At 59.4% G+C, this 26,663-nt stretch carries 31 protein-coding genes; 16 read left to right on the top strand and 15 right to left on the bottom strand.

The features are described from left to right. Positions 1 to 142: 142 nt before the first annotated feature. Complete coding sequence (locus SynA1825c_RS08600; RefSeq protein WP_255478332.1) at positions 143 to 541, top strand: YraN family protein; 399 nt, start codon at positions 143 to 145, stop codon at positions 539 to 541. A 656-nt stretch (positions 542 to 1,197) separates the two neighbouring features. Here the strand turns inward: SynA1825c_RS08600 and SynA1825c_RS08595 are convergent. After that, positions 1,198 to 1,797 carry a uridine kinase gene (locus SynA1825c_RS08595; protein WP_255478330.1) on the bottom strand — a complete coding sequence of 200 codons (600 nt, stop codon included), beginning with the start codon at positions 1,795 to 1,797 and terminating at the stop codon, positions 1,198 to 1,200. A gap of 81 nt (positions 1,798 to 1,878) precedes the next feature. Here SynA1825c_RS08595 and rsmA point away from each other — a divergent pair, with 81 nt between their 5' ends. The 7 genes from rsmA (at position 1,879) to SynA1825c_RS08560 (ending at position 7,843) form a co-directional block, all read left to right on the top strand. Next, entirely contained in the window at positions 1,879 to 2,721 is an 843-nt protein-coding gene (gene rsmA, locus SynA1825c_RS08590) for a 16S rRNA (adenine(1518)-N(6)/adenine(1519)-N(6))-dimethyltransferase RsmA (protein WP_186468926.1), read from the top strand. Further along, entirely contained in the window at positions 2,718 to 3,650 is a 933-nt protein-coding gene (gene ispE / locus SynA1825c_RS08585; RefSeq protein WP_186468925.1) for a 4-(cytidine 5'-diphospho)-2-C-methyl-D-erythritol kinase, read from the top strand. The genes rsmA and ispE overlap by 4 nt, the downstream gene beginning before the upstream one ends. Then, a complete protein-coding gene (locus tag SynA1825c_RS08580) occupies positions 3,647 to 3,952 on the top strand; it encodes a DUF3082 domain-containing protein (RefSeq protein ID WP_186468924.1) in 306 nt (101 codons plus the stop codon). Before ispE ends, SynA1825c_RS08580 begins: the two co-directional genes overlap by 4 nt. Before the next feature lie 182 nt (positions 3,953 to 4,134). After that, positions 4,135 to 5,118: an alpha-ketoacid dehydrogenase subunit beta gene (locus SynA1825c_RS08575; protein WP_186468923.1), complete on the top strand. Its 984-nt coding sequence runs from the start codon at positions 4,135 to 4,137 to the stop codon at positions 5,116 to 5,118. A 3-nt stretch (positions 5,119 to 5,121) separates the two neighbouring features. Next, positions 5,122 to 6,594, top strand: a complete 1,473-nt coding sequence (gene secD, locus SynA1825c_RS08570) for a protein translocase subunit SecD (protein ID WP_186468922.1) — start codon at positions 5,122 to 5,124, stop codon at positions 6,592 to 6,594. A 3-nt stretch (positions 6,595 to 6,597) separates the two neighbouring features. Then, positions 6,598 to 7,596: a protein translocase subunit SecF gene (gene secF, locus SynA1825c_RS08565; RefSeq protein ID WP_186468921.1), complete on the top strand. Its 999-nt coding sequence runs from the start codon at positions 6,598 to 6,600 to the stop codon at positions 7,594 to 7,596. Continuing rightward, a complete protein-coding gene (locus tag SynA1825c_RS08560; RefSeq protein WP_370523142.1) occupies positions 7,589 to 7,843 on the top strand; it encodes a hypothetical protein in 255 nt (84 codons plus the stop codon). Before secF ends, SynA1825c_RS08560 begins: the two co-directional genes overlap by 8 nt. Here the strand turns inward: SynA1825c_RS08560 and SynA1825c_RS08555 are convergent. Next, on the bottom strand, positions 7,815 to 8,432 hold the full coding sequence (locus tag SynA1825c_RS08555) for a hypothetical protein (protein ID WP_186468920.1): 618 nt from the start codon (positions 8,430 to 8,432) through the stop codon (positions 7,815 to 7,817). The genes SynA1825c_RS08560 and SynA1825c_RS08555 overlap by 29 nt on opposite strands. 117 nt (positions 8,433 to 8,549) lie before the next feature. Between SynA1825c_RS08555 and SynA1825c_RS08550 the strand changes: the two genes are divergently transcribed. Then, positions 8,550 to 9,032 carry a flavin reductase family protein gene (locus SynA1825c_RS08550; RefSeq protein WP_186468919.1) on the top strand — a complete coding sequence of 161 codons (483 nt, stop codon included), beginning with the start codon at positions 8,550 to 8,552 and terminating at the stop codon, positions 9,030 to 9,032. Positions 9,033 to 9,037: 5 nt separating this feature from the next. On the opposite strand, the gene SynA1825c_RS08545 is transcribed toward SynA1825c_RS08550, so the two are convergent. From SynA1825c_RS08545 to mnmH, 4 genes are read right to left on the bottom strand one after another with little or no spacing between them, the layout of a single operon-like run. Beyond that, positions 9,038 to 10,039, bottom strand: a complete 1,002-nt coding sequence (locus tag SynA1825c_RS08545) for an AI-2E family transporter (RefSeq protein ID WP_186468918.1) — start codon at positions 10,037 to 10,039, stop codon at positions 9,038 to 9,040. Continuing rightward, entirely contained in the window at positions 10,036 to 11,115 is a 1,080-nt protein-coding gene (locus SynA1825c_RS08540) for an AI-2E family transporter (RefSeq protein WP_186468917.1), read from the bottom strand. The genes SynA1825c_RS08545 and SynA1825c_RS08540 overlap by 4 nt, the downstream gene beginning before the upstream one ends. Beyond that, the gene (gene psb28 / locus SynA1825c_RS08535; protein ID WP_186468916.1) at positions 11,112 to 11,501 is read right to left on the bottom strand and encodes a photosystem II reaction center protein Psb28; all 390 of its coding nucleotides are present in this window, start codon (positions 11,499 to 11,501) and stop codon (positions 11,112 to 11,114) included. The genes SynA1825c_RS08540 and psb28 overlap by 4 nt, the downstream gene beginning before the upstream one ends. 25 nt (positions 11,502 to 11,526) lie before the next feature. Beyond that, positions 11,527 to 12,582, bottom strand: a complete 1,056-nt coding sequence (gene mnmH, locus SynA1825c_RS08530; protein WP_186468915.1) for a tRNA 2-selenouridine(34) synthase MnmH — start codon at positions 12,580 to 12,582, stop codon at positions 11,527 to 11,529. 40 nt (positions 12,583 to 12,622) lie between these two features. Between mnmH and SynA1825c_RS08525 the strand changes: the two genes are divergently transcribed. Both SynA1825c_RS08525 and SynA1825c_RS08520 read left to right on the top strand, forming a co-directional pair. Beyond that, on the top strand, positions 12,623 to 13,336 hold the full coding sequence (locus SynA1825c_RS08525) for a GUN4 domain-containing protein (protein WP_186468914.1): 714 nt from the start codon (positions 12,623 to 12,625) through the stop codon (positions 13,334 to 13,336). Between the two features lie 65 nt (positions 13,337 to 13,401). Beyond that, positions 13,402 to 13,863 carry an ATP-binding protein gene (locus SynA1825c_RS08520; RefSeq protein ID WP_186468913.1) on the top strand — a complete coding sequence of 154 codons (462 nt, stop codon included), beginning with the start codon at positions 13,402 to 13,404 and terminating at the stop codon, positions 13,861 to 13,863. Here SynA1825c_RS08520 and SynA1825c_RS08515 read toward each other — a convergent pair. Further along, positions 13,823 to 14,071 (bottom strand): DUF6439 family protein, encoded by a 249-nt coding sequence (locus SynA1825c_RS08515; protein WP_186468912.1) that lies wholly within the window; start codon positions 14,069 to 14,071, stop codon positions 13,823 to 13,825. The genes SynA1825c_RS08520 and SynA1825c_RS08515 overlap by 41 nt on opposite strands. A gap of 78 nt (positions 14,072 to 14,149) precedes the next feature. On the opposite strand from SynA1825c_RS08515, the gene SynA1825c_RS08510 reads away from it, so the two are divergent. Further along, a complete protein-coding gene (locus SynA1825c_RS08510) occupies positions 14,150 to 14,287 on the top strand; it encodes a hypothetical protein (protein WP_186468911.1) in 138 nt (45 codons plus the stop codon). Positions 14,288 to 14,385: 98 nt separating this feature from the next. On the opposite strand, the gene SynA1825c_RS08505 is transcribed toward SynA1825c_RS08510, so the two are convergent. Together SynA1825c_RS08505 and SynA1825c_RS08500 are read right to left on the bottom strand one after the other, a co-directional pair. Continuing rightward, positions 14,386 to 14,700, bottom strand: coding sequence for a copper-binding protein (locus SynA1825c_RS08505; RefSeq protein ID WP_186468910.1), 315 nt, complete (start codon positions 14,698 to 14,700; stop codon positions 14,386 to 14,388). 85 nt (positions 14,701 to 14,785) lie between these two features. Continuing rightward, entirely contained in the window at positions 14,786 to 15,841 is a 1,056-nt protein-coding gene (locus tag SynA1825c_RS08500; RefSeq protein ID WP_186468909.1) for a class I SAM-dependent methyltransferase, read from the bottom strand. Positions 15,842 to 15,994: 153 nt separating this feature from the next. On the opposite strand from SynA1825c_RS08500, the gene SynA1825c_RS08495 reads away from it, so the two are divergent. Continuing rightward, positions 15,995 to 16,267 carry a hypothetical protein gene (locus SynA1825c_RS08495; RefSeq protein WP_186468908.1) on the top strand — a complete coding sequence of 91 codons (273 nt, stop codon included), beginning with the start codon at positions 15,995 to 15,997 and terminating at the stop codon, positions 16,265 to 16,267. Between the two features lie 95 nt (positions 16,268 to 16,362). Here SynA1825c_RS08495 and glnA read toward each other — a convergent pair whose 3' ends face one another. Next, positions 16,363 to 17,784: a type I glutamate--ammonia ligase gene (glnA, locus tag SynA1825c_RS08490; protein ID WP_186471119.1), complete on the bottom strand. Its 1,422-nt coding sequence runs from the start codon at positions 17,782 to 17,784 to the stop codon at positions 16,363 to 16,365. A 212-nt stretch (positions 17,785 to 17,996) separates the two neighbouring features. Here glnA and SynA1825c_RS08485 point away from each other — a divergent pair, with 212 nt between their 5' ends. Together SynA1825c_RS08485 and SynA1825c_RS08480 are read left to right on the top strand one after the other, a co-directional pair. Then, on the top strand, positions 17,997 to 18,521 hold the full coding sequence (locus SynA1825c_RS08485) for an allophycocyanin subunit beta (protein WP_186468907.1): 525 nt from the start codon (positions 17,997 to 17,999) through the stop codon (positions 18,519 to 18,521). Between the two features lie 111 nt (positions 18,522 to 18,632). Next, positions 18,633 to 19,811: an alanine--glyoxylate aminotransferase family protein gene (locus tag SynA1825c_RS08480; RefSeq protein ID WP_186468906.1), complete on the top strand. Its 1,179-nt coding sequence runs from the start codon at positions 18,633 to 18,635 to the stop codon at positions 19,809 to 19,811. On the opposite strand, the gene SynA1825c_RS08475 is transcribed toward SynA1825c_RS08480, so the two are convergent. Next, a complete protein-coding gene (locus SynA1825c_RS08475) occupies positions 19,753 to 20,280 on the bottom strand; it encodes a nucleoside deaminase (protein WP_255478329.1) in 528 nt (175 codons plus the stop codon). The two genes, SynA1825c_RS08480 and SynA1825c_RS08475, sit on opposite strands and share 59 nt — an antisense overlap. 42 nt (positions 20,281 to 20,322) lie before the next feature. On the opposite strand from SynA1825c_RS08475, the gene SynA1825c_RS08470 reads away from it, so the two are divergent. Further along, positions 20,323 to 21,762 (top strand): aminotransferase class V-fold PLP-dependent enzyme, encoded by a 1,440-nt coding sequence (locus tag SynA1825c_RS08470; protein ID WP_186468905.1) that lies wholly within the window; start codon positions 20,323 to 20,325, stop codon positions 21,760 to 21,762. Positions 21,763 to 21,852: 90 nt separating this feature from the next. On the opposite strand, the gene SynA1825c_RS08465 is transcribed toward SynA1825c_RS08470, so the two are convergent. From SynA1825c_RS08465 to SynA1825c_RS08450, 4 genes are read right to left on the bottom strand one after another with little or no spacing between them, the layout of a single operon-like run. Then, positions 21,853 to 23,451, bottom strand: coding sequence for a YcjF family protein (locus SynA1825c_RS08465; protein WP_186468904.1), 1,599 nt, complete (start codon positions 23,449 to 23,451; stop codon positions 21,853 to 21,855). Next, positions 23,448 to 25,583 carry a transglycosylase domain-containing protein gene (locus SynA1825c_RS08460; protein WP_186468903.1) on the bottom strand — a complete coding sequence of 712 codons (2,136 nt, stop codon included), beginning with the start codon at positions 25,581 to 25,583 and terminating at the stop codon, positions 23,448 to 23,450. Before SynA1825c_RS08460 ends, SynA1825c_RS08465 begins: the two co-directional genes overlap by 4 nt. Next, positions 25,576 to 26,082, bottom strand: coding sequence for a signal peptidase II (lspA, locus tag SynA1825c_RS08455; protein WP_186468902.1), 507 nt, complete (start codon positions 26,080 to 26,082; stop codon positions 25,576 to 25,578). The genes SynA1825c_RS08460 and lspA overlap by 8 nt, the downstream gene beginning before the upstream one ends. Continuing rightward, a complete protein-coding gene (locus SynA1825c_RS08450; protein ID WP_186468901.1) occupies positions 26,079 to 26,651 on the bottom strand; it encodes a biotin transporter BioY in 573 nt (190 codons plus the stop codon). The genes lspA and SynA1825c_RS08450 overlap by 4 nt, the downstream gene beginning before the upstream one ends. Positions 26,652 to 26,663 lie beyond the last annotated feature (12 nt).

Here is a 26,663-nt window from a genome sequence, read left to right as displayed (position 1 = left end):
GCTTTAGGCATCCATAGAGGATGCTGAAACTCACACGGAGTTGCCAGAACGCAGGCTGTGACTGGGTTCTGGCAACAATCAGACATCACTCAGGCCTGGGCTGTCACAGGCGGGGAATGTTGAGGTCAGCGCTTGAGCGGGAGTGGTCGTCGTGGATGTGCATGAGGACCCTGGCCGATGGGGAGAACATCACGCCCGGCAGCTCTTGGTTCGCAATGGTTGGCACTGTTGTGCTGAACGATGGCGATGTCGTTATGGAGAAATCGATCTACTGATGGTCAAGGCAGCACCCAGTGGCTTGCGGCTGCTCGCGGTGGAAGTGAAAGCCCGTCAACAGAAGGGGGTGGATGGCTGGGGTCTGAAGGCGTTCAACAACACCAAGCGGCAGCGGTTGAAACGCGCTTTGGTTTGTTGGCAAACGCAGCACCCTTGGAGCTGGCATGTGGGTTTTGAAGTGGTGCTGGTGTTGGTGCCGTTGCCACCGGCTTCGCGGCCGGTGCGCTGGATCCGTGTTCCCGAGCTTGGCAAGGAGCCTGATTGACTCAATGGTGGGCTGAGCCGATCACCACAGCCCAGCCGATTGCTTGCAATCTCTAAATGTGATTACAAGCGGAGGGCTGAACAATCTCCTGGTCAGCTGCAAGGATCTCGAACTGGCCAAAATTATCCAGCCTGAATCTGAGCCTGAGCCTTCAACCTCCCAACGGCTGCTGAAATGATCGCGGTCGTAGCGCACTTGATCATCGGCATTGCCCCAGGCTCGCTGGTCAGTCAGGCGGTGATTCAACTGCGTCTCGTGTTGAGCCTGCAGCAATTGAGAGCAGGGCTGGATGGGGGCAACAAACGGATTCCTTTAAACTCGTCTCTAGGGGTTAAGGGTTTGCCCTGCTCATCGTTTATCTCACCGCTGAATAATGGATTTTGACATTGTCATTCTTTCTAAAAATGTTTCTTCTTATCCAAAGATAGAGTGGTCTGAGTGGAAAGATCAGCTCTCAAGAAAAATGGCCAGCGAAGGAGATTGTTGGTCTCGGTCTGTTCTTGCAGGACAGGGTATCTGGGAATGTCTTGACTCTCATTGCATTGACTCCTGTCACTTGGTGGCATGGAAACCAGTAACGGATACGCTCTATAAAGTAAGTCTTCCTGCGCACCCGCATCCCTCGGATCAAGCCTAATCTGAGTGCCGTTCGTTAATCAATTCTGACTTGCTAAACGGCGAATCACCGTTTGTAGATCTCGTTTCGGATTGTGGATGATCACATCAGCGTGCTGCTTTAAAGGCTGAATAAAATCTCGCTCGCCTGGAATCATGTTGTTCAACGTTTGGTTCAGAATTGAGACAATTGATCGATTCCGTTCGCGTGTGTCTCGCAGCAATCGACGCAGAATCCGAAGCGTCAATGATGTTTCGACATAAACCAGAAGATCTGGAGGCATGCGTTCCAACAGCACTTGTGGGCCAAAAGCACCCTCCAGGATCACCAAGTCCCAGCCCGGAGACACGTCAGTCCAACTCACAGCCTTGGTGCCCATGTCGTAACGACGGCGTCGCTGCAGGTTGCCTTGAGAGAGCTCCCTCAGTTCGCTGATCAGCGCTTCCGTGTCAATGGCGGCAATCGTGTCGTAGCCATAGAGGGGATCTGGGACCCAATCTTTGCGGTAGTAGTCGTCGGAAGCGATCACCACAGGTTGGTGACCCAACTCATCCAGGGCATTGGCGAGGCATCGGCTGAAATGCGTTTTGCCTGCTGCCGAGGTTCCAGTGATGCAGATCAGTGGGATTTTGATGCTCACCCCAGAACTGCGTCGTTGATGTGCTCATCATCACGTGTTCAGAGCCTCGCTGGGGCACAGTGATTTTGTGGCGCAGATCGCATGAGCTTCGGAGGACACACCGCCCGCAAACGCTTCGGTCAGCACTGGCTGCGTGATGAACGTGTGCTGGACAGCATTCTTTCCGCTGCTGACCTTCATAAGGAAGACCGTGTCTTGGAGGTGGGTCCAGGACGTGGTGCGCTGACGGAGCGACTGCTGCGTAGCGAAGCGGCCGCTGTTCACGCTGTTGAGCTGGATCGTGATCTGGTCAGTGGTCTTCAGGAGCGCTTTGGCGCAGATCCGCGCTTTTCGTTGCGCGAAGGCGATGTGCTCCAAGATCCCCTCACGTTCCCTGACGGTGGACGGGCCTCCAAGGTGGTGGCCAACATCCCTTACAACATCACTGGTCCACTCTTGGAGCGGTTGATCGGTCGGTTGGATCGTCCAGTTGATCCTCCGTACAGATCGTTGGTGTTGCTGGTGCAACAGGAAGTCGCCCAACGGATTCGTGCTCGTCCCGGACACACCAGTTTCAGTGCGCTCAGCGTGCGCATGCAACTGTTGGCGCGCTGCGCAAGCATCTGTCCAGTTCCTCCCCGTTGTTTCCAACCGCCGCCGCAAGTGCAGTCGGAAGTAATCCGCTTGGAGCCTCTGCCTGCGGATCAGCGTCCTGCTCCTGAGTTGTGTCGTCGGGTGGAAACTCTGCTGAAGCAGGCTTTTCTGGCGCGCCGCAAGATGCTTAGGAACACTCTGGGAGGGGTGCTGCCGCACGACCGACTGCAGGAGCTGGCGGCCGCAGCAGGCATCGATCTTCAGCAGCGACCTCAGGAAGTGGCCCCTCAGTGCTGGGTGGCTCTGGCCAGGGGTTTGAATCAAGCCGATTCTGCTGCGTCGTGTTCATGACGGCTCCGGTCTGCGTTAGCGCTCCGGCCAAAATCAACCTTCACCTCGAGGTGCTCGGGTTGCGAAGCGATGGCTTCCACGAGTTGGCCATGGTCATGCAGAGCATCGATTTGGCGGATGAGCTCCGTTGTGAGAACACGGCAGACGGTTCCATCACCCTGACCTGTGATCAGCCTGGTCTGAGTTGTGGTGACGACAATCTGATCATTCGTGCGGCGCAGCTTCTGAGGGCCCGTTCAGGTTTCGGTGAGCTTGGTGCCCGCCTGCACTTGAGCAAACGCATCCCCGTTGGCGCAGGTCTGGCCGGGGGGTCCAGTGATGGTGCTGCGGCTCTGGTGGCACTGAACCGTCTCTGGGGTCTGGGTCAAAGTCAGGCTCAACTTGAGGCGCTGGCGGCTGACCTGGGTTCGGATATGCCCTTCTGCGTGGCAGGTGGTACTCAGCTCTGTTTCGGACGCGGTGAACAGCTGGAACCGTTGCCTCCCGCCCGCCAGCCCCTCGGCGTGTTGTTGGTGAAGAACCCTGCGGTGAGTGTGTCGACACCCTGGGCCTATGGCGAGTGCCGAACGAGTCGCTCCGATCGCTATCTGAAGGGGGAGGAGGCGTTCGAGCAACGGCGTCAGCTCCTTCGAGCGGCCGAATGGCTGCATCCACTGCAGGCCAGCACTCCACCGCCGCTACGCAACGACCTGCAGGAGGTGGTGGCCCCGCAGACGCCATCTGTCCGCAAGGCGCTCGACATCCTTGATCCACTTCCGGGTCGTTTGCGCGTCGCGATGAGCGGTTCTGGTCCCAGTTGCTTTGCGCTGTTTGCCGATCGAGCTTTGGCTGATCAGGCCAAGCACCAGGTGGAGGCTGCTTTGGCTGCTGAAGGTCTCAAGTCTTGGAGTTGCTCTCTGCTCCCCCACGGCGTCAAGCTGGCGTCATGAGCGACAGCACTCCGCCAACTGATGAACCCCGCAAGGGGCCGCTGAGTTTTCTCTCCGGATCGCTCACCAGCCTTCTCCTGGCCTGGTTGAGCTTCGGATTGAGCAAAGGTCTGGTGGCGTATTTCGCAGCGCACCCACCCACCTTCAGCAATGCCATCGGTCAGAGCATTGCCTCAGCCCTGAAAACACTGTTCATCGGCATGGGTTTTCTGGCCACCTTCAGTTTCGCCTTCATCGGCCTGGGCCTGTTCCTGGTGTTTCTTCGCAGTCTTTTTACGAAAGACGAGGCTGACGCTACTTAGCGTGGGGTGTCTCCAACCCAGACCATGACACTTCACGATCTCGGTCAGCTGGTGCTTTTGCTCTCTCCGGGACTGCTTCTCTCGGTGCTGCTTCTCTCCACCTTCGCTGCTGGGGGCTGAACCCGCCTGGACTGAGATAGCTTGGCCGCTGACGCCGGCATGGCCGGGATTGCATCAACGCCGTGGCAGGGACGCTTCTCTTCAACGCACTTCGCGAGGCCATCGATGAGGAAATGGCCCGTGATCCGCATGTTTGTGTGATGGGTGAGGACGTCGGCCATTACGGCGGCTCCTACAAAGTCACCAAGGATCTCTACGAGAAGTACGGCGAACTCCGAGTGCTGGACACTCCGATTGCGGAGAACAGTTTCACCGGGATGGCCGTCGGCGCTGCCATGACGGGCCTGCGGCCCATCGTTGAAGGCATGAATATGGGCTTCTTGCTCCTCGCCTTCAATCAGATCTCCAACAACATGGGGATGCTGCGTTACACAAGCGGCGGCAATTTCACGATTCCTACGGTGGTGCGTGGTCCGGGTGGTGTGGGTCGGCAATTGGGTGCTGAGCACAGCCAACGGCTGGAGGCTTACTTCCACGCAGTGCCCGGGATCAAGATTGTTGCCTGCAGCACGCCGACCAATGCCAAGGGCCTCATGAAGGCCGCGATTCGTGACAACAATCCCGTGCTCTTCTTCGAGCACGTTCTGCTTTACAACCTCACTGAAGAATTGCCAGACGGTGATTACACCTGCGCTCTAGATCAGGCCGACTTGGTGAAGGAGGGGAGTGACGTCACAATCCTGACCTACTCACGCATGCGTCACCATTGCTTGAAGGCCGTCGAGCAGCTGGAAGCGGATGGGATTCAAGCTGAGTTGATTGATCTGATCAGCCTCAAACCCTTCGATATGGAGACGATCGCCCGTTCCATTCGAAAGACCCACAAAGTGATTGTGGTGGAGGAATGCATGAAAACCGGTGGAATCGGAGCGGAGCTGATCGCTTTGATCACCGAGCATTGCTTTGATGATCTCGATGCCCGTCCGGTGCGTTTGTCCAGCCAAGACATTCCAACCCCTTACAACGGCAATTTGGAGAATCTGACGATCATCCAGCCGCACCAGATTGTGGACGCGGCTCAGACCATCGTGCGCCAGGGGCTCTGAGTCATGGCCCGACAACAGGGCTGGTTTGCCCTCATCCTGGCGTTGGCAATCGCCTCAATGGCGGTGCTGTCGAGTTTTCCGCTTCAGCTCGGTTTGGACCTCCGCGGTGGGAGTCAGCTCACCCTTGAGGTGCAGCCTTCAGGTGAGATCACCAAGGTGCGCTCCGAACAGCTGGAAGCGGTTAAAGCGGTGCTCGACCGACGGGTCAATGGACTGGGCGTGGCGGAATCCACCTTGCAGACCGTCGGCGAGAACCAACTGGTTCTTCAGTTGCCTGGGGTGACCGATCCCACGCGTGCTGCGCGGGTGCTGGGAACCACAGCCCTGTTGGAATTCCGCGCGCAGACGCCTGGTACTGAAGACGAAGTGCAGAGCCTGAGGCAGCTGCGGGGCCAGCTGCGCAGTGTTCTCGCCGCACGCTCAATCACCGAGGGTGCAGACGATGAGGGCCTCGACCAGGAGGCACTGGATCGGGTTCAGAAAGAATTGGGCCTCGAGGGCACTGCTGCATCTGAACAGGACCAACTGGAGCAGCTCCTGGAGCGAACCAATCGAGAGATTGCCGATCGCTTCGAAACGACCGATCTGACTGGCAAGGATCTGGTCAGTGCTGGACGTCAGCAGCAGCAGAACAGCCCCGGTTGGGAGGTGACGCTTAACTTCAACGCAGAAGGAGGCGAGAAATTCGCTGACCTCACCAAGTCGATTGCCGGAACGGGGCGCCTGCTGGGCATTGTTCTCGACGGTGTTCCAATCAGTGAAGCCACGGTTGGACCCCAGTACAAGGCCGCAGGCATTTCCGGAGGGACCGCATCGATCACGGGCAACTTCACCGCAGAGGAAGCGCGTGATCTCGAAGTTCAGCTTCGTGGCGGCTCATTACCACTGCCGGTCGACATTCTCGAGGTGCGCACGATCGGACCCTCGCTCGGTGCTGAGAATGTGCGTCGAAGCCTGATTGCGGCACTGTCTGGCCTGGTGCTGGTGGGCCTGTTCATGCTGCTCGTCTATCGATTGGCCGGATTTGTGGCTGTGCTGGCACTGAGCCTTTACGCGCTGTTCAACCTGGCGGTTTATGCCTTGATTCCTGTGACGCTCACCCTGCCGGGAATCGCCGGTTTCATTCTCAGCATCGGCATGGCCGTTGACGCCAATGTGCTCATCTTCGAGCGCATCAAGGACGAGCTCAGACGTGGCAACACCTTGATCCGGTCCATCGAAACCGGATTTGCCACGGCCTTTTCCTCCATCGTTGATGGCCATCTCACCACCCTGATCAGCTGTGCCGCCTTGTTCTTCCTCGGGACCGGACTTGTGAAAGGTTTCGCCGCAACCCTTGGCATCGGTGTGTTGCTGAGTCTGTTCACAGCCCTCACCTGCACGCGCACGCTTCTGCGCTTCCTGATGGGTTACCAGGGCCTGCGGCGCCCGACCAACTTCCTGCCTGCACGGCAACTGCCCACGACCGCGTCCTGACCCATGCCCATCACGTCTTCAGGCGCTGACGAGCGTCCCCTTCGTTTTCCACTCACGAGCCGTCGACGACAGGTCTGGATCGTGTCCGCCGTCGTTCTCCTGTTCAGCCTGTTGGGAATCATCCTGAGCTGGACCGATTCCCAGATTGGGTTCCCCCTCAGGCCTGGGCTCGATTTCACTGGCGGCACCCAGATCCAGTTGGAACGGCAATGCGGTGATCGCTGCGACCAGCTCAAAACGCCTGATGTGGAATCGGTGCTTCAGCAGATCAAGCTTCCGGCCGAAGGTGCTCAAACGTCTGTTCCCAAGCTGGATACCGCCAGGGTGCAGCTGCTCGATGGAGGCGAATCGCTGGTGCTGCGCATGCCAGCCCTGTCTGCGGAGCAGGGTCAGGCTGTGATCACGGCGATGGAGCCTGTCGCAGGTCCATTCCTCTCGGGCGGTCAGTCCGTGGACACCATTGGTCCCAGCCTGGGTGGTCAGCTGCTGCGCAGCAGTCTGATTTCCCTTCTGGTGGCCTTTGCCGGTATTGCTCTCTACATCTCGGTTCGCTACGACCGTCGTTTCGCGTTCTTGGCTCTCGTCGCCCTGGCGCACGACGTTGTGATCGTTTGCGGGGTGTTCGCTTGGCTCGGTCTTACCAATGGATTGGAGGTCGACAGTTTGTTCGCCGTGGCGTTGTTGACTATCGCTGGCTATTCGGTCAATGACACCGTTGTGGTGTTCGACAGGATTCGAGAGCGTCAACGCGACGATGCCGACCGACCGCTCACGGTCCAAGTCGATCGAGCGGTCTCCGCGACACTCACTCGAACGCTGTACACCAGCGGCACCACTTTGCTGCCCTTGTTGGCCTTGATCTTCTTTGGCGGGTCCACCTTGTTCTGGTTCGCGATTGCTCTAGCGCTCGGTGTCGTGGTTGGAAGCTGGTCCAGCATTGCCCTGGCTCCTTCGTTGTTGAGCCTGTGGCCTTCACGCACCAGCGCTGCCGCCAGTGCCTGAGCCCGTCGCTTCAGCAAGGAAAGCACCTCAGCGGTGGATTCCATTGCTGTTGTTGATTCTGGCTTTGGTCGATCTCAGAACAGAACTGCGTCTGTTGGCTGATCAACTCACGATCACCTCACTGATCTTCGCTGTGCGACATCACCTGCTGGCTGTGGTGGTGCTGGTGCTGCAGCCATCGCTCTGGAGCCATTACGGCACCAACCGCTCTCGAATGGTCAGAAGCGGAACTGCCGGTAAGCCTTGATGGCGAGATTGCTCTGCTGATCAGCTTCAACTTCAGCTCCTGCACGCACCTCGAACTCAACGCAGTTGAAGCGGCGGTAGTCCTGCACCAGCGTGCAGGTTCGTCTGGGGTGGTCTTTGCGTTCCACGCGGAGCGTTTCGATCACCTTGGTATTGGGGATCTCACTGGCGGCGTTCAGACCAGGTACCGCCGAACCGGCAATGTCAGGTGTCTGCTTGAACGAGCACAGCTCTTTCGCGAGATCGCTTGCAGCTTCGTTTAAGCAGGCTTCATAGGACGCTTCAATTTTGGCTCTTCGCTGTTCATCTGCCAGCAACTCAAGCCTGCGACGCTCCTGGGGCGTCAGAGGGACGGAGCGTTGAATCCTCTGGGTGTTGGTCACGGTATAGGTCCCACCGTCTTGGATCCACCGATCGACTTCCTGTTGCGCCTGCTGTTGCGTGTCGAAAACAGGTGAGACCGCTTCGCCCTCGCTGCCGGTGCTGACGCGGCGCAGATTGGTATAGAAAAAGCCCGCGTAGATCAGCAGACCGACGCTGCCGCTGGCGGCAACCGTGGCAAAGACAGCCAGGGATGAGGGCCGCTCCAAGGCGTTCAATCCAGAACAGGCGAAAGTTAGCAGTCAGTTACGGATGTCCGCCCCCGCTGCCTGCAGCCCCGTGTTGGGGATGTTCGTAGGCTTGCCACATCATCGAAATAGACCCCCATGGCTCTGGATTTGGATGCCAAGAAAACACTTCTGCGCAAGATTCCCCATGGTCTGTTCATCTGTGGCGTCGCTGAGGGCGACGCGGTGAACGGGTTTACGGCCAGCTGGGTCACGCAGGGATCCTTCGAGCCACCACTGGTGGTGATGGGAGTGCGGGCTGACAGCACCAGTAACGGGATGATCCAGCGCACGCGTCGTTTCTCCCTCAATGTTTTGGCGGCTGACCAGAAGAATCTGGCGGCGACGTTCTTTAAACCGCAGGCGGCGGTCGGTGGCCGTTTTGAAGCTGCACCGTTCGAACTGGGATCGATGGGGCTGCCAATCCTTAAGGATGCACTTGGCGGTGTGGAGTGTGAACTGGTGGGCGAGGTGGCCCATGGTGACCACACCGTGTTTGTCGGGGAGGTCAAATCAGCTGTTCTTCACCGCGATGGTGATGCCCTTGAACTCAGCTCCACCGGCTGGCAATACGGCGGCTGAATGGGTCAGGTCCAGTGGTCCATGACGTCTCGGACCACCACCTGCTCAATTCCCACTTGAAGCACAACCACCAATGGCAGTGCCAGCAGCACTCCGGGCAGTCCCAGCAGAGCGCCAAGGCTCAGCTGGGAGGTCAGTGCAATGGTCGGCAGCAGATTCACCGTTCGTCTTAACAGCAGCGGGGTCAGCACAAACGCTTCGAGGTTTTGAAGCACCAGACGCAGCACCAGCACCTGCAGCATCAAGCCCGGTGAGATCAGCAGGGCGACGCCCATCGGCAGCAGGGTTGCGGCCGTCGGTCCGATCGTGGGAACGAAGGTCAGCAAGCCGCACACCAGGGCACTGAGCAGAGCTAGAGGCACCCCAAGGGCACCGAGGCCTGCCCACGTCAGCAGAAACACTGCGGAGGCTGAAAGTGTCATGCCGGCCAACCATCCACCCAGCGCTTTGCGGCACTGATCGAGTAATGCTGCCATCGAGGCTCTCGCTGGGCGAGGCGTGAGTGCAATCACCATGCGTCGGTGCGATGACGGGTCAAGCGCCAGCAGCACAGCCAGCAGGCTCATCAACATCACCTGGACCACGCCATTGGCGGCTCCGCCTGCCACCCCAAGCAGTTGGAAACCAACAGGTTGGATTCGCTCCCAGCTGAATTGATCCGGCAGATTGCTTTCCAAATCGGCGAAGAGCGGCTGGCTGGCCAGCAAGGTGCGGAATTTGGCGAACAGAGAAGGCAGCAGCGTCGTGAGCTGCTCGAACTGGGTGAACAGTTGAGGCAACAGCACCTGCACAATCACCAGTCCAGCCATCAGAACCGCCAGCAGCACGATCAGCAGGGCCAACGGGCGGGGAATTCTCCAGCGCACGATCAAATGCCGAACTGGAACATCGAGAGCCACCGCCAGCACCACGGCGCCGAAGAGCACCAACAGGACCCAGCGCAGCTGCCAGATCAGCAGTGCCAAAACGATCAGGCTGAGCGTGATCAGCAGATTGCGTGGATTCATGCCATCGCCCGACGCTTCTTCCAGGGATCCAGAACGTCATGGATGACGATTTCCCGGATCAGCACCTGCATGACCACCGCCAGCGGTAAAGCCATCAGGAGGCCCAAGGGACCGAACAGCACCGTGAAAATGAACTGGGCGGTGAGGGTCAGGCCGGGGAGAAGATTCACTTGGTGCTGCATGACCGATGGAGTGATCACGTAGCTCTCGATGTTCTGAATCACCACATAAAGCCCAAGCACTGCGAGCGCTTTCCAAGGGGCATCGAGTAAAGCCACAGACATGGGGAAGACCGTGCTCAGGGTTGGTCCCACGTTGGGAATGACATTCAGCAGTCCGGCCAGTAGTGCGTTGGCCATCACCAATTTCACGCCGAGAAGGGACAGTCCGATGCCGGCCAGCACGGCCACGCAAAGGGAACTGATCAACACCCCGATCATCCAACTGCTCAGCGCTTCGCCACACTGCGCAAAAATTGACCGGGCCCGCCGTCGATAGAACGACGGCACCATCAGGATGGCCACATGGCGATAAGCCTCTGGTTGGATCGCCACCATCAGGGCCACGGCGATCACGAACAGCATCTGAACAAGTCCGCTGCCGAGATTGCCAGCAAGGCCAAGCAGTCCTTTAAGCCCGCCGCTGACGCCCGATGCCAAGGCACTGCTGTTCGGTAGCGCTGTCAGGCCACCGGAGATGGACGAGGAGCTGGATCCGTTGTTGAAACCCGTGCCAGAGACCAGGGCGGACGCATTGCTGATCCAGCCCATCACGATCTGCTGAAGTTCCCGAGCAGCTGCCGGAAGCTGCTGGATCAGCTGCTGAAACTGACTGAAGAAAGGCGGAATGATCACCGATACAGCGACGCCAACAACTACCAGAAGTCCACCCAGGCAGAGGACCAAGGCCAGCGGCCGACTCATGCTCCAGCGCTGGCGCAGCGCACCCACGAGGGTGCAGAGCGCCATTGAAAGCACCACCGCTGCGAACAGATGAATCAGAACCTCACGCAGGTTCCAGAGCAAAAGCCCGGATGTCAGCAGCGCCGCCAGTCCGAGCCAGTGCTGAAATTTCAACCGTCAGAGCTTTCTTCGCTCGCCGCATTCTCGCCGTTGTTCTGGGAATAACCCATTCCGTTCGCATCTGCATACCTTTGAGCGAAACGCATGAAACGCTCGAAATCCACTTCGCTCTTCCAGGTGTAGGTGGCTTCGAGGGCAAAGGGCTTGCCGTTCACGAAGCGTCCATTCACTTCGCGGGTGACCATCTCACCTTCCTCATCCACCATCCACATTCCAGCAATATTTCCCAGGGTCTCTGGAGCAAGAGCCTCGGGCTGTTCAAACACGAACGTGGCCTGTCCGGTGCGACCGTCCCGACTGCGGGTCATCCGGATATCGGGAACAACGGGCTCGTCGGTTCCACGGAAGAACTGAATCGCCGCCTTGTCGCCTTCTGCCATGGTTCAACCGCTTTGAGGGTGGATCTTAGGGGCAGATCATGGGGGTGACGCAGCCTTTGCTCAGCAGAAGCCCTGCTGAATCTTCCGTGCTGAGGCCTTCAAGGTTCACGGTGTCCCGTGCTGGTGAACGTTCCAGTTCCTTGTCGTAGCAGCGGTCGTAGTAATCGAGCATGGCCTGACAGGCTTCAGCCCAGTTCTGCTGATCGATGGCCTCCAGGGCTTTTTGCGTGCGCTGGGGGCCCAGTCTTTTGCTGATGCGTTGCGTTGCGTCCTTTAAATCTTGCTGGTGGTGGCAGCCATAAACCTCCACAAGTCGATCCACGCGTTCCTGGTCGCTGCGTTGGATCTCCAGCACCGGTGCTGTTTGCATCTGGCTGAACAGCCCCTTGGGAATGCGGCAACGGCCCACTTGGATGCTTTCGGCTTCCAGCCAGATCTCTGGTGCCTGGCCGATGTTCAAGGCATCCAGACGTTCCGCCAATTTGTTTTCGTAGTGCTCGCTGCTGGGTTGTGGCGGAAGTCCGAGGTTTCCGAAACTGCTGCCGCGGTGATGGGCCAGTCCTTCGAGGTCCACGACACCAACCCCATGACGCTCCAGTTGCAGCAAAAGATCTGTTTTGCCGGTGCCTGTGCGACCCCCGAGCACACGCAAAGGCCAGGGGGTATTGAACTGATCCAGAACCCAGCGGCGGTATCGCTTGTACCCGCCCTCGAGCACCGTGACCGGGTGATCGCTCAGGCTCGCCAGCCAGGCCATGCTGTTGGAACGCATGCCGCCACGCCAGCAATACAAACGAAGGGGCTCCCCTGGCCCCCCTGCTGCAGTTCGGAGTCCAGCGGAAAGCTTGGCAAGGGATGGACCACAAAGCTGCAGCCCCAGTTCGATCGCCTCCAGGCGCCCCTGCTGCTTGTAGGTCAGCCCTACCTGATGGCGTTCCTCGTTACTGAACAACGGAACATTGATGGCCCCTGGCCAGTGTCCCTGCTGGAATTCCGCGGGCGTTCTGGCATCGATCACGGTGCCTGCCGCTGAGCGGAAGCTTTCAAGATCGATCACGGTGGTCTTGCCGATGCCTGACATAGTGGGCCAAAGCTGAGCTCGTGAGCGCCAGCTCGACATCATGCTTTCCGGACGACCCCCCTCCACCCAACTCGACGTCGACCAGCTGCTCGACCGCTTGGCAACGGGATCTGCCCGTCAAAAGCGCTCGACGGCCGCTGCGCTTGAAAAAGCAGCCGATGCACTCAAAAGCAAAGCCCCCCAGGCCCTCAAGGAATACTCCAGGGATGGTGATGACTGGGGGGCCGGTTGGATCCTGCAGATTCTTCAGCGTCATCACCCTGAAACCCTCGCTGCGATTCCTGAGGTCAGCTCGGGATGGTTCAACACGCCTTCGGCCTGTGGCCTTAACTTCGGCGCTTTGCAGCAGGCTTTGCTGAGGGAGGATTTTGAAGAAGCTGATCGGCTCACCAGCTGCGTCTTGCGTGAGCTGGCCGGTGATCAAGCCGTGCAACGCGGCTACGTCTACTTCAGTGAGGTCCCTCGGATGCAGGCTTTGGACCTCACCACACTGGATCGGTTGTGGATTGCCTATTCCCAAGGGCGATTTGGATTCACAGTGCAATCACGATTGCTGAATGCCCTCGATGGTCGCTACGACCGACTTTGGCCCCGAATCGGTTGGAAAATCGACGGAAATTGGACCCGCTACCCAGGGGCGTTTCAGTGGTCGATGGAGGCCCCTGAGGGGCACATGCCCTTGGTCAATCAACTGCGGGGTGTTCGTTTGATGGATGCGTTGCTGCAGCACCCTGGACTGGCTTACAGACACTGAAGTCATAGCGGCGGTGGCAGAGGTCGCTCGGCCCGTTATGGTCAACGAAGGATGAAACGGTCTTGATGCTGACCCGATTTCTGCCTTCATTTCGATGGGCTGATTTCATCCTTCCGTCGACGTTCCAGCTCAGTCCTCTGATGGAGTTGTTGCTTGAACCGGTGGAGTGCCAGGAAACCTCTTGCAGGCTGCAGCTGGGCCTTCAGGAGGCGCTCGTGAATGCCGTTCGCCACGGCAACGCTGGCGACCCTCGCAAGTGTCTGAGGATTCGCCGCATCCTCACCCCCAACTGGTTGATCTGGCAGATTCAAGACGAGGGCGATGGCTTGCCGTTGCAAGCTCGCGTTGGGACGTTACCGGAGCAGGTGGACGCTGATCAGGGTCGTGGATTGTTCCTGATGCATCAGTGTTTCGACGACATTCGTTGGAGCTCCCGTGGCAATCGCGTGCAGCTGGCCTGTCGCCGGCCAGGTGCCAAGTTCGGCTTCAATGGTGCGGACAGCCCGGATCTTTCAATTCCCGCTTGATCCAGCCAAGCGCCTGCTGGGTGAGAGCCTCCACATCTTCACGTCGACCGTTTTGCACCAGCTGCGATAAGGCGGCGGCAAGCAATTCGGCGCTCCGACGGTCGGCGTTGCTTTTGAGTTTGTGCCAATCGCGATCGCCAATGCTCAGGTTTTGGTGAAGGTCCCTGGCTTGTTCAATGGCCTGGTCGGGCCAGTTCGTCGGCGACACGTGATGATCTCAAGCGCGTTGTCTCACTATCGTGACCGATAACGATGGAGGGCGGCTTGGCTAAACAACTTCGCCGTCGTGCCGCTTTGCACGCCCTTCAAGACCTACTACGACTTCAACCCAGGGCTTGGGAGGCCCGTGATCTTCGATCTCGGCGACGATCGCAACAGCGAAGGCTGCTCCGAGAATTCACAACGTTGGATCCCGACGGATTGAGCTGGCTGCAGTCAAAGGAACGAGGTGCGCGCTTCTGGAGGGGATTGCGCTGGGGAGGACCAGGGCTGCTGCTTGGGTGGTGGCTCGCGGGATGAGGTTCAAGCCGCTGCCACGGGCTCGTTCACAACCACTAGGGAATCGGGTGCTTCAGTGAGAGCTCCATTCAGAGGGGGAGTGCCTTGACCCGGTGTTGGCAAGGTCTGGCCATTGATCCAGGCTTGATGCAGCGCTCGGCGTCGGCGATCTTCCGCCAAGACAAGGCGGTCAGCTGCTGCCTGAGGGCTTTCGCCTGGTTCCATGGCGGTTCGCAGGCAGATGCCGAAGCCATGGGCCTCCACCTGAACCTTGCCTTCCATGAGCACCAGCTGGAAGGTCCAGCCCCGCAACCAGCGGATCCGAAATGGATTCGTCATGGACGAAGGGACGCAATGAACAGCACCCTATGGGGTTCCCCAAGGGAGGCAAGGGCATGTGTCAGGGAATCACTGCTGAGATGGGTCAGGCTTTGGTGGCGGTCCAAACGCGTGTCATGAAGTGTGATTCAGCGTTCACATCGCTGAATCCGGCATCCACCAGACGCTGATCGATGTCATCACTGATGAAGTCGCGGTAGTAAGGCTCATGGAACACGCGTCGAAAGTTGTCCATGGCGACGTCGAACTGCGGTGAATCGGCCAGTTGAACGGAATCAGCCAGAACCAATACTCCGCCTGGCTCCAGCAAGCGATAACAGTCTTGAAGCACCGCTTGCCTTGCGTCAGCAGGAAGCTCATGGAACAAGAAGACACAGGTCACCGCTTGGAAGCCGGCGTCGTCGAAGGGCATCCGCTCGGCGTTGCCTTGCACGAGCTGAACCAACGGACCTTTGGCGTTGTTCAGCCATTTGTTGGCCTGTCTGAGATAGGCCTCGGAGAGATCAACCCCCACAAGTGTGGCCTGTGGCAGGGCGGCCCGGATCTGATGCAAGGTACGACCTGTGCCAGTGGCAACATCAAGTACGCGCAGACTGCTCTGGCTTCGGTCTGAAAAGCGCTTCAGTCCTTGATGAAGGCCGGGCAAGATCCGCCGACGCATGGCATCAGCGGCTCCGTTGAACAGGATGTCTACCTGTAAGTCGTAGAGCTCTGCGGAGTGATCGCTCAGATAGCCATCGGTTTGATGATGGAAGTTCTGGAGGTAGTAATCGGGGTAGAAATCTCTGTTACTCAGATCGGGAAGGTCCTGAACATCTCTGGCGCGTCGTCTGGCCCAATTGGAGGGAAGGTCAAGCCAGACACGTGGATAACGCTCGGCCCACTCCAGCCAGGGGATATCGAAAAGAAGAGACTGCGGATAAAGACCGGCTTGCGCATCGTTCCAGTCGAGTTCGTGCAGGGCATCGAGTGACTGACGCAGCTCGTTCATCATGGCTTCTGGAACGGGCTGGGTCTGCGGAACCACATCGGGAGCGACCACTTCCATCACTTTGGTACTCAGTTGCTTGTGCACCAATCCCGCGAGACTCCGGCCCTGTTGCATGGTCCGGTAAGCAAGTTCGGTGATGCTGGGCGCCATGAAGAAGGGTCTTAGATCCAAGCTTGATCATTCCAGTCGATTCAAGCCTCGGCCGTGGACTGCGTTCAGAACGTTGCGAGGAGATTCGTGAAGACCTGGACAAAATGGTAGCGGTTGCTACAGAATGAATGCATTGAGCCACAGGAGGCCGCCATGACACAGCAAGCCGCTCCCGTCGCAATTCCCCTCCAATATTCAGGCAATGTGCTGGAGCGTCGCCAGCGCGCCGCCGCGGAATTCATGGCATGGGCTGACCATCACGCCCACGATGTTCTCCGTCAGGAAGCTTTGCAGGTTCAGATGGAGAGCCCTGTTCTGGATTCCGATCAACGCAGTGCCTTAGCTCAGCAGCAGGTGTACGCCCGTCGTCGCAGCCATCAACGTCAGCTGCATGACAGTGCAATCGCTCAGCTGCGACATCGCTGAAGACAGTCTCTTGGTTGCGTTGGTTTCGCCTACAAAAAAAGGGAGCCGAAGCTCCCTTGATTGAGGTTCACTGGTCTGCAAAGTCGTCTGACAAATCAGGCGTCGTAGTACATGGTGAATTCGTGGGGGTGCGGCCGCTGGCGTAGTTGCTGAACTTCTTCGTACTTGAGGTCAATCCAGTTATCAATGAAGTCCTTGGTGAACACGCCGCCTTCGAGGAGGTAGTGATGGTCAGCATTGAGGGCTTCCAACGCACCGTTTAGGGATGCGGGCACCGTGGCAATCGTCTTGAGCTGCTCCGCGGGAAGTTCGAACAGATCAACGTCCACGCCTTCGCCGGGGTCGATCTGATTCTTGATGCCGTCAATGCCGGCCATCATCATGGCGCTGAAGGCCAGATAAGGGTTGGCGAGGGCATCGCCTGAGCGGAATTCAAGGCGCTTAGCCTTGGGGCTTGGGCCCGTTAGTGGAATGCGCACGGCCGCTGAACGGTTGCCTTCGGAATACACGAGATTCACCGGCGCTTCGAAACCGGGCACCAGACGCTTGTAGCTGTTGGTGGTGGGGTTGGTGAAGGCGAGGAAGGACGGGGCGTGCTTCAAAATGCCGCCGATGTACCAACGCGCTGTTTGGGACAGATTGGCGTAGGTGCCTTCGCCGAAGAACAGCGGCTGGCCATCCTTCCAGAGGCTCTGGTGAACGTGCATGCCAGATCCGTTGTCGTTGAAGACCGGCTTGGGCATGAACGTGGCAGTTTTGCCGTACTGCTTGGCTACGTTGCGCACGACGTATTTGTACGTCATGACGTTGTCGGCGGCATGAATTAGTTCGGCGAACTTCATGCCGAGCTCGTGTTGGCCAGCGCCAGCCACTTCGTGGTGGTGCTTCTCGGTGGGAATCCCCAGCTCGGCCATTTTCAGGAGCATTTCCGAACGAATGTCCTGAGCTGTGTCGTTTGGAGCGACTGGAAAGTAGCCCTCTTTGACCTGGATTTTGTATGCGAGGTTTCCGCCCTCTTCCACGCGCCCGGTGTTCCAGCCAGCTTCGATGGTGTCAACGCTGTAGGAGCAGCCGCCTTCGGCCGAGTGGTAGCGGACATCGTCAAACAGGAAAAATTCCGGTTCGGGACCGAAATAGGCCATGTCGGCCAACCCTGTGCTGGAGAGATAGGCCAGAGCTTTCTGGGCCAGTGCACGGGGGCAGCGCTCGTAGGGCTCGCCGGTGCGGGGATCCTGGATCGAGCAGATCAGGCTGAGGGTTTTGTGGCGGTAGAAGGGGTCGATCCATGCGGTGGAAGGATCGGGAACCATCGCCATGTCTGAGGCGTTGATGGCCTTCCAGCCGCGAATCGAGGAGCCGTCGAACGCCAGGCCTTCGGTAAACGACTCGGGGTCGATCAGGTCTTGGCAGACGGTGAGGTGCTGCCACTTGCCGTGCAGGTCCGTGAACTTCAGGTCGATCAGCTCAATGCCTTCTTCCTTGATCAGACGAAGGACGTCCTGTGCTGTTTTGGCCATAGCGGGGACGAGATCCCGGAACTCAACATGACCGTAAATATCGACCTGCGCCCGTTTTGTATCAAGTGGCACCTTTTCCGCTTCTGCGTTCCGGGCGTCGACCGTCGGACTTGTAGGTAACCGTTTCTGTCAGATTCACGTGATCCCCTCTGCTAGCACGGTTTCGGGCGGTCGCCTCTGTTAGCTTCCGCCTGAAGTGGATAAGGCCCCGCATGCGCGATGCCATCACCGGTTTGATCGGCCAGTACGACCAGCTCGGTCGTTATCTCGATCGCTCCGCTATCGATCGCATCGAGAGCTATCTCGAGGAAGCAGACGTGCGTGTTTTGGCCGTCGAGATCATCAACCGGGAGGCAGCCGAGTTGGTGCGGGAAGCCAGCCAGCGTCTGTTTCAGGCTGATCCTGAGCTGCTTCTCCCTGGGGGGAATGCCTACACGACGCGACGCCTGGCGGCGTGCCTGCGCGACATGGATTACTTCCTCCGCTACGCCAGCTACTCGTTAATCGCAGGCGACAGCACGATCCTCAATGAGCGTGTCCTCAACGGTCTTGATGACACGTACAAAAGTCTCGGGGTCCCCACCGGTCCCACGGTGCGCAGCATGGTTCTGCTTGCCGATGTGCTGTGTGAGCGCCTCTTAAACGAGGGTGTGTCCCAGGCCAGCTGCGCGTTGGTGCGTCAGCCTTTTGAGCACATGGCTTCGGGCCTTGCCGCCAGCGACGTCCGTCAGCGCTAATTCCCCTCCTGCGAATCATTTCAAGCGGCATCGGACTGGCACCGCCATTCCCTTCACTGCCCGATCGATGCGTAGGCTTTTCGCTATTGATTCTCGAACCCGGCTTCGCCGATGACGCACTCACACCTTCCGGTTGACTCGTCCCATCGGCGCTCCATTGGTCCCATTGCAACGCCTGACCGGCTGTTGCTCGGACCCGGCCCTTCCAACGCCCACCCCACCGTTTTGGAGGCCCTGTCTCGGACTCCAATTGGTCATCTGGATCCGCTTTACGTGGAGTTAATGGGTGAAGTTCAGGAGCTGCTGCGGTACGCCTGGCAGACCGACAATCGCCTGACCTTGCCCATGAGCGGCACGGGTAGTGCTGCGATGGAAGCCACTCTGGCGAACACCGTTGAGCCCGGCGACACCGTGTTGGTGGCTGTCAAGGGTTACTTCGGCAACCGCTTGAAAGATATGGCCGGCCGTTACCGGGCCAATGTTCAGGTGATTGAAAAGCCATGGGGTGAGGCCTTCAGCCTCGACGAACTGGATGTCGCCCTTCAACAGCACAAGCCGGCGATTCTGGCGATGGTGCATGCCGAAACCTCCACTGGGGTCTGTCAGCCCATGGATGGCATTGGTGATCTTTGCCGTCAGCACGACTGCCTTCTGCTGCTCGACACCGTCACCTCCCTGGGAGGCGTGCCACTTCATCTGGATGCCTGGAAGGTCGACATGGCCTACAGCTGCAGCCAGAAAGGTTTGAGCTGCCCTCCTGGCCTGGGTCCATTCACCATGGGTCCGCGGGCCGAAGCCAAGCTCGCATCCCGCAAAGACAAAGTTCCCAACTGGTATCTCGATGTCTCCTTGCTGAACCAATATTGGGGAAGCGATCGCGTGTATCACCACACCGCACCGGTGAACATGAACTTCGGCATGCGCGAAGCCCTGCGTCTGCTGTCTGATGAAGGCCTTGACAATGCATGGGCACGGCACCGCAAGAATGCAGAGGCTCTTTGGAGTGGTTTGGAATCCCTCGGCCTTGAGCTTCATGTTCCTGAAGAGCTCCGTCTGCCGACCCTGACCACCGTGCGCATCCCATCCGACGTCGATGGCAAGGCCTTCTCCTCCCATCTGCTCAACACCCATGGCATTGAAGTCGGCGGTGGCCTCGGAGTGCTTGCCGGCAAGATTTGGAGAATCGGACTGATGGGTTACAACTCCACACCCGACAACGTTGCACGGCTGCTCAATCTCTTTGAGACCGAGCTGCCCCGCTTCCGTCAGGGAGTTGCCGTCGCCGCCTGAACCAACGGGCCAGTAAATCGGAGGCCTCGGCTTCCATAACGCCTCCCATCACGTCCATGTGATGGTGGGCGCTGGGGTGGTCTGCCAGGTCCACAGTTCCACCGAGCCCCCCTCGTTTGCGGTCAAAGGCTCCATAAATCACACGGCCGATCCTGGCCTGCACAAGGGCTCCGGCGCACATCGGACAAGGTTCCAGGGTCACGATCAGCGTGCACTGATTCATGCGCCAATCTCCCGTGATCCAGGCCGCTTGGCGCAATGCCACCAGCTCTGCATGCCCTAGGGGGTCTGAGGCCCACTCGCGTCGGTTGCTTCCGCGGCCGATGCATCGCCCTCTCTCATCGAGCACCACTGCGCTGACGGGGATTTCGCCCGTTTCTCCTAGCTGCTCAGCTCGGACCAGCAAGCGCTGCATCCAGGCATGGATCTGATGGTCCTCCAAGGCCACTGGTGTCAGCCGAACACCCATGCCATTCGCTCACGTCCGTCCAATGTGCCATCGCAGGCGAGAATGACCATTCCTTCCGCTGAGTCCTTGTTCGGATCCACCAGAAGCTCATCGGCGTCGACGGATCTGTCTGCGTTTGCCTCTCCTGAGGCTCTGGACCCGCAACTGCAGCGGTTTCTGGAGGAAGCCTGTGCCCGGCTCTGTCAATGGATGGGGTCTGCATCCCAACGGGCACCCTTGCCATCCCTGCGACTTCTGCCCGAGGCATTCCCGGAAGCGACCGGACTGGGAGCAGCTCGTCTCTTGGATGATTTGCAGCAGGTCATGGATGGGGCCTATCAGCCCACCCATCCCGGCGCGCTGGCGCATCTGGATCCACCACCGAACACGGCCTCGATCGCTGCAGAGCTGATCTGCGCCGGTCTCAACAACAATCTGCTCGCTGAGGAACTCTCCCCAAGTCTGAGTCAGCTGGAACGTCAGCTTTGTGGTTGGTTCGCTTCCCGGTTTGATTTGCCAGAAGGGGCTGGTGGGGTTGCGGCTAGCGGCGGATCCCTTAGCAATCTCACCGCTCTGGTGACGGCGCGTCATCGCATGGGCCTCGATCAGGCTGCCGATGCTGTGGTGCTGGTCAGCGACGATTCCCACGTTTCGCTGGTGAAAGCGGCGCGAGTCATGGGGCTTCGCCCCGATGCAATCCGTCGGGTTCCTGTGGATGCCACCGGTCGCATGCAAGTGACTGCCCTGGAGTCAGAGCTCGACCGATTGCAAGATCAGAAACGCCCTTGTCTGGCGGTTGTGGCCACCGCCGGCACCACCGTACGAGGTGCCATCGATCCACTCCAAGCTTTGGCCGACGTCTGCCGTGAGCGCAGCCTCTGGCTGCATGTGGATGGAGCCATTGGTGCTGTGTTTGGGTTGTGCGAGAGCACGGCATCTCTGCTCGATGGGATCGCTTCCGCCGACTCCATCACTGTCAACCCCCAGAAACTGCTTGGAATTGCCAAGACGTCATCGCTTCTGCTGGTTCGTGATCAGACGGCTCTGCAAGAGACCTTTCACACAGGATTGCCCTATATGGAACCGGCTTTGACGGGTGTTCACGGAGGTGAACTGGGTCTTCAAGGCAGCCGCTCTGCAGAAATCCTCAAGCTCTGGTTGGGACTGCGCCAGCTTGGAGAAGACGGAATCGCCAGCCTGCTCGAGCAGGCCTTGGTCCGGCGCGATCGGTTGGAACGTCACCTCGACAGGTCCCGGCTCGACATCACATCCGGACCTCTGCATTTGCTGGCCTGCACACCTCTGGGCGCCGATGCGGAGCGCAGCGCGCGCTGGTCAACCTCGATGCGACAACGACTTCTGGATCAGCAAATCATGGTGTCGCGCCCCTTGCATCACGGTCGTCATCACATCAAGGTTGTTCTGGGCAATCCCCACACGTCTGAGGCGTTGATCGACCGTTTAGGAACTCTGCTCAACGACACCAGTGAGGAGGTTCTCTGATGGCGGTACAGCCACCCCCCCGAGGTCGTTGGGTCGCCATCGTCACCGGGGCACTTTCGGTGTTAATCGGCGTGATCTACCTCGTGCTCATCACAGTTCTCGATAGCCGCGGCCCGATGCGTCCTCCTCCGCCCGAAGCCCTGGCTGGGGCGGAAGCCGTTTCTTCGCCTCCTGCTGGAGTGGTTCGACGACCCGACGTAGTGCTGCGTCCAGAAATGCCTTCAGGGAGCGATCGCGGCGGTTGAGTTCGTAGTGGTGCTGCACCACATCCTGGATTCCCCCATCTCCCCAGTCTTGATCCTGCTGGAAATAGGTAATGAAGCTCGACCCAGCGATTCGGGTGAGCCACCCTGCCGCAACACCCTGCACAGCTCGTCCCAGCAACAGAGTGGGGAGATTCACGCTCAGAGCGGTTCCGATCAAGGCGACGCCACCCTTCACCACGCCAAGACCGGCCAGCGTCCGACCGACGGAGACTGCCAATTCCTGGGCCCGGTTGCGCGTCAGTTGGATGCCGTAGACAGCTCCAAGCTCCATCACCATTTGGGCATTCACTGCTGCCGTGCCGAGCAGATCCACTCCCGGTAACGGTGTTGCCGCCACCACCCCAGCACTGATCCAGGTGTACCGATCGACAATGCGGCGAGCTTCCTGCGACCGCTGACGATCCAGAAGATCCCGGCCTGCAGCACCAAGGTCCTTGCACTGCAAAAGGATGTTGTCGGCCAGAAGCTCGTCGCCATCGGCATGGAGCACTGCCGCCAGACGTCGCACCAACAGGCCGATCTCGGGAGGTGGTTGCAGCGGCCGCTGCCCCGGTCGCGGCAGGGATTGCGGGCAGGCACTGGTGGGAATCACATCTTCGGCTTGCAACCAGCCAGCGCATCGCTGTTTGAGCAGCAGCAGCAGGCGCCGCTCTTCCTCTTCGCCGCGGAGATCGCATTTGTTCAACACCAAGAGCAAACGCTTGCCGAGTCCGGAGAGGCTGTGCACCACGTCCAGTTCGCTGCGTCGTAGGTCGCCATCCACCACCACGATCATCAGATCCGCGCGACTGGCGTGCTGTCGGGCCTCCTGTTCCCGACTGCGTCCATCCATGCCGGATTCCAGGATTCCTGGCGTGTCGACCAGTTGCACGCCCCGTTCCAGACCGCGCAATCGCAAGCGATAACGCTGGCTTTCACTGGTGGAACCCATCGCAGCACCGACATCGCCGACGATCTCGCGCAAGAGGGCTCGGATCAGGGATGTCTTGCCACTTGATCCAGTGCCAAAGAGCACCACCACCAGATCACCGCGTTCGAGTTCCCGCGCGACGCGTTCCCGTTCCTTCTGCAGTGATTGCCGGGCCACGTCGTCTTGCAGCCGCTCCAGGAGTCGGTCGACGCTCCCGAGACTGCGTTCTGCTGCTTCTCGTCGGCTGGTCGGAGCCGGCATGGTGGCGTCGGTTGTCTGCACGCCTTGAGTGGAGCGTCGGCGCCATTGCCGAAACCATGGCAAGCCGATCTGCATCACTGCGGCAACAAGCAAAATCGCAGCAATCAGTAAGACCGGACCCACGAGCCAGGCTGGGAGCCAGTAGCTGAGATCCCAGAGCAGATTGCGGATTCCCTGAAGCACCAGTCCTACGACCATCAGTGCGATCAGCGCCGCGGCACCGATCAGGATCCAGCGGGTTGATCCTTTCATGTGCCTGTCAGACCTCCACGCCCTGCCGCGCGGATGATGTCAGCCCAGAGCGAAGCTGCAAGCGCACTGGATCCTGCGGAGGGGCTGTTGTCATCATTTCCAAGCCAGATGCCCAGAACCCAATGGCGTTGGGGCTCGAAACCCACGAAGAGAAGATCCCGGCCGTCATTGGTGGTTCCTGTTTTTCCTCCTTCCTGGCCACCCAGGGATGCCGGACGTCCTGTGCCGTTTTGCACGACAGCCCTGAGAAGGCTCTGCATTTGCTGAGCACTGTCCCGGCTGATGGCTCTTCGCCCTTGAGTCGTCCCACTGTCAAGAGTTCCGCAACCGCGCGGACTTTCCTCGCGGCAGGTTTCTGCATCCATCAAACGACGAATCGTGGTGGGTGATCGCCATTCCCCTTCGTTGACCACGGCGGCATAGGCGCCGGTGAGTTCCAGCAGTCGCACCTCGCTCTGACCAAGGGCAAGTCCTGGCACCGGATCCAGCGGACTGGTGATGCCAAGGGCCTTCGCCTGGCGCACCACCTGATCAAGCCCTACGCGTTGGGCCAAGCGAAGCGCGGCTGGATTGTTGCTGGTGGCAAAGGCGCGGGTGAGGCTGAGGCGACCTTCGCAGTTGCTATCAAAACGCTGGCCGCGCCAGGTAAGTGGGCTGCAGTCAATGGTGTCAGTCGGTTGGATTCCAGCTTCTAGCGCCGCCAGATAGGTCATCAACTTGAAGGTGCTGCCTGGCTGGCGGAGCGCCATGGACGCCCGGTTGAACTGACTGAATTCGTAGTCACGGCCTCCGGCGATGGCCAGGACGCCGCCGCTGCGGCTATCGATCACGACGGCGGCTCCTTCGCTGATGCCAAGGTCCTTGGACCTGCTGAGCAGGTTGCGCAACTGCCGCTCCAGCACTGCCTGCAGCACGGGGTCGAGATGGGTTTCAATCAGAAAATTGCCTTCGGCGGCTACCTCAGGACCCACCAGTTGCGTCAGATCTCGGCGCACCTGATCGGTGTAAAAAGGAGCAGCACGACCAGCAGCCGTGCCGTTGCAGGCACTTGAGGCAAGTTGAATCGGCTGCCGACGGGCGGTTCTCGCCTGATCCAGTGACAATCGACCCGCGTCGGCCATTTTGTTGATCACCCGGTTGCGGGCTTCGAGGGCACGTTGCGGGTTGACGCACGGATCATGACCATTGGGAGAGGGCAGCAGACCGACCAGCAGGGCTGCTTCTTCGAGGTTCAGATCTCCAGCGGAACGGTCGAAATACGTGCGGGCTGCATCCTCAAAGCCCCATCCCACACCGAGATACACCCGGTTGAGGTAGCTCAGCAACAGCTCTCCCTTGCTGAAGCGGCTCTCCAGCTGCAGGGCAACAAGCAGCTCACGCCATTTGCGGCCGAACGTGTCGCCTTCGCCCACCAGCTCGGGATAGAGGCTGCGAGCCAGTTGCTGGGTGAGGCTGCTGCCTCCTTCCAGCACGCGCCCTCCTGTGAGGTTGGCAGAAAAGGCCCGCAGCGTTCCGATGGGATCAACGCCTGGATGCCACCAGAACCGGTTGTCTTCACTGCTCAGCAGTGCGTCTACCAGAACCGGCGAAAAGGCGTCGAGTTGACCCAGTTCGCGGTGACGGCTGGAATCCACCGAATTCAGGGGTTGATTGTTGCCGTCGTAGATGGCCAACGGCCCACGCACGCTGGCCAGCCGTCCGCGCACGGGAACGTGCAAGGCCGCCAACGCCAGCACCAGACCCGCTCCGGCGAGCCCGGCGAGTAGGCCGAAGCCAAGGCCGCGCTTCAACCGAAGCTTCAACCGCTGGCTTTCGAATCGGAAGCGGAGCGATGGTGAATCGCCCTCTAGGCCTGGCGCCAGGCTGACGCAATCACCGTCCTGAAGTTCGAGTTCCTGGATGCGTCGCCCTCGCCACCACAAGCCATTCGTGGAGTCAAGATCGCGGATCAGCCAATGGCGGCCGCGTCGTTCCAGCAAGGCGTGCTGGCGGCTGACGGCACTGTGGTCAATCCAAATCTCCAGAGCGGGGTCACGCCCGATTCGGTAGCCCTCGCCCAAGAGGGAAATGGTGTGGTCTCCCTGATCGTTCTGATGAACCGTGAGCTGGGCTGGCCGCCGCTGGTCAGGCATCGCGGGGCCCCTTCCTTTGGGTCAGTGCATCGATGATGAAACAGAGCACCGCGAGGTTGATGGCCACGTCGGCCCAGTTGAAAACCGGGAACTGGATCGGCACCAGCTCCAAAAAATCGATGACGTGACCCAGTCGCAGGCGATCGATTCCGTTGCCGATCGTTCCCCCCAGCAAGAAACCCAGGGCCAAGCCCATCCACAGATCGTGTCGTGGTTCTCGCCAGATCCAGATGGCAACGCCAATGGCCACCACCAAACTGAGCATTCCCAGCATCGGGGTGGCACCGGTGAACAAGCTGAATGCTGCACCGGTGTTTCGCACCAAATGCAGCTGAAGCAGACCTGGGATGAATGGTGTCGATTCACCAGGCCGGAGCATGATCTTGATCCAGTGTTTGCTGAGCTGGTCGAGGATGACCATCAGGGCACTCAGCACGAGCACAGTCCCGCGGCGCAGGAGCAGCCCTGAACGTCTTGGTTGTCCGTCCTGACGACTCATTCGATGAACAACACGCGACGGGTCACGCGGGCAATTAAGCCCGCTGCACAACAGAGAGCCAGCTGGGCGGCCAGTGGTCCAAGGCTGAAGCTGAAGATCAAGTCGACAAGGGGTTCATTCCACCGGTTGAGCAGGGCACCCAGCAGAAGATTTAGGAGACCGCATGCCTGGATGGTGAGCAGGCCTGCGATGGCGGCCAGGGTGAGGCGAGGGATGTCATTCATGCCGCTCTGCTGCCCCAAACGCCCGGTCAGCCAGGAGGCTGGAATGAAGCCCGCGAGGTATCCAAACCCCGGCGTGAGCACATAGGCGATACCGCCTCCCCCGTGGAAAACCGGAAGATCCACCAGGCCGATGGTGAGATACGCCACCGAGGCGATGACGCCGGCTCTGGGGCCGGCAACCAGGGCACAGATCAGCAATGCGGGCACTTGCCAGGTGCTGGGAAGGCTCAGCAGGCTGGGGGGGAGATCAGGTTGAGGGAGAACCAGGGCAGATGGAATCAGGCTCCCGACCAAAATCAGCAGCAATCCGGCAAGTGCGCCGCTCCAGGTGGCCAGTGCCCGCACGGGCAAACGTCA

Origin of the sequence: Synechococcus sp. A18-25c, from assembly GCF_014280035.1 — a bacterium.
GTDB lineage: Bacteria > Cyanobacteriota > Cyanobacteriia > PCC-6307 > Cyanobiaceae > Synechococcus_C.
The sequence above is the reverse complement of the archived record's forward strand: the minus strand, read 5'-3'. Positions and strand labels throughout refer to the sequence as shown.

Excerpts from the sequence above, each read along its gene's own strand:
- SynA1825c_RS08520 (WP_186468913.1), top strand. The coding sequence starts at position 13,402 with ATGCTGACCCGATTTCTGCCTTCATTTCGATGGGCTGATTTCATCCTT.
- SynA1825c_RS08505 (WP_186468910.1), bottom strand. The coding sequence starts at position 14,700 with ATGACGAATCCATTTCGGATCCGCTGGTTGCGGGGCTGGACCTTCCAG.
- rsmA (WP_186468926.1), top strand. The coding sequence starts at position 1,879 with ATGAGCTTCGGAGGACACACCGCCCGCAAACGCTTCGGTCAGCACTGG.
- SynA1825c_RS08550 (WP_186468919.1), top strand. The coding sequence starts at position 8,550 with ATGGCTCTGGATTTGGATGCCAAGAAAACACTTCTGCGCAAGATTCCC.
- SynA1825c_RS08475 (WP_255478329.1), bottom strand. The coding sequence starts at position 20,280 with ATGGGTGTTCGGCTGACACCAGTGGCCTTGGAGGACCATCAGATCCAT.
- SynA1825c_RS08525 (WP_186468914.1), top strand. The coding sequence starts at position 12,623 with ATGCTTTCCGGACGACCCCCCTCCACCCAACTCGACGTCGACCAGCTG.
- SynA1825c_RS08470 (WP_186468905.1), top strand. The coding sequence starts at position 20,323 with ATGACCATTCCTTCCGCTGAGTCCTTGTTCGGATCCACCAGAAGCTCA.
- secD (WP_186468922.1), top strand. The coding sequence starts at position 5,122 with ATGGCCCGACAACAGGGCTGGTTTGCCCTCATCCTGGCGTTGGCAATC.
- SynA1825c_RS08480 (WP_186468906.1), top strand. The coding sequence starts at position 18,633 with ATGACGCACTCACACCTTCCGGTTGACTCGTCCCATCGGCGCTCCATT.
- SynA1825c_RS08485 (WP_186468907.1), top strand. The coding sequence starts at position 17,997 with ATGCGCGATGCCATCACCGGTTTGATCGGCCAGTACGACCAGCTCGGT.
- SynA1825c_RS08460 (WP_186468903.1), bottom strand. The coding sequence starts at position 25,583 with ATGCCTGACCAGCGGCGGCCAGCCCAGCTCACGGTTCATCAGAACGAT.
- lspA (WP_186468902.1), bottom strand. The coding sequence starts at position 26,082 with ATGAGTCGTCAGGACGGACAACCAAGACGTTCAGGGCTGCTCCTGCGC.
- SynA1825c_RS08580 (WP_186468924.1), top strand. The coding sequence starts at position 3,647 with ATGAGCGACAGCACTCCGCCAACTGATGAACCCCGCAAGGGGCCGCTG.
- secF (WP_186468921.1), top strand. The coding sequence starts at position 6,598 with ATGCCCATCACGTCTTCAGGCGCTGACGAGCGTCCCCTTCGTTTTCCA.
- SynA1825c_RS08545 (WP_186468918.1), bottom strand. The coding sequence starts at position 10,039 with ATGAATCCACGCAATCTGCTGATCACGCTCAGCCTGATCGTTTTGGCA.
- glnA (WP_186471119.1), bottom strand. The coding sequence starts at position 17,784 with ATGGCCAAAACAGCACAGGACGTCCTTCGTCTGATCAAGGAAGAAGGC.
- SynA1825c_RS08495 (WP_186468908.1), top strand. The coding sequence starts at position 15,995 with ATGACACAGCAAGCCGCTCCCGTCGCAATTCCCCTCCAATATTCAGGC.
- ispE (WP_186468925.1), top strand. The coding sequence starts at position 2,718 with ATGACGGCTCCGGTCTGCGTTAGCGCTCCGGCCAAAATCAACCTTCAC.
- mnmH (WP_186468915.1), bottom strand. The coding sequence starts at position 12,582 with ATGTCAGGCATCGGCAAGACCACCGTGATCGATCTTGAAAGCTTCCGC.
- SynA1825c_RS08465 (WP_186468904.1), bottom strand. The coding sequence starts at position 23,451 with ATGAAAGGATCAACCCGCTGGATCCTGATCGGTGCCGCGGCGCTGATC.
- SynA1825c_RS08500 (WP_186468909.1), bottom strand. The coding sequence starts at position 15,841 with ATGGCGCCCAGCATCACCGAACTTGCTTACCGGACCATGCAACAGGGC.
- psb28 (WP_186468916.1), bottom strand. The coding sequence starts at position 11,501 with ATGGCAGAAGGCGACAAGGCGGCGATTCAGTTCTTCCGTGGAACCGAC.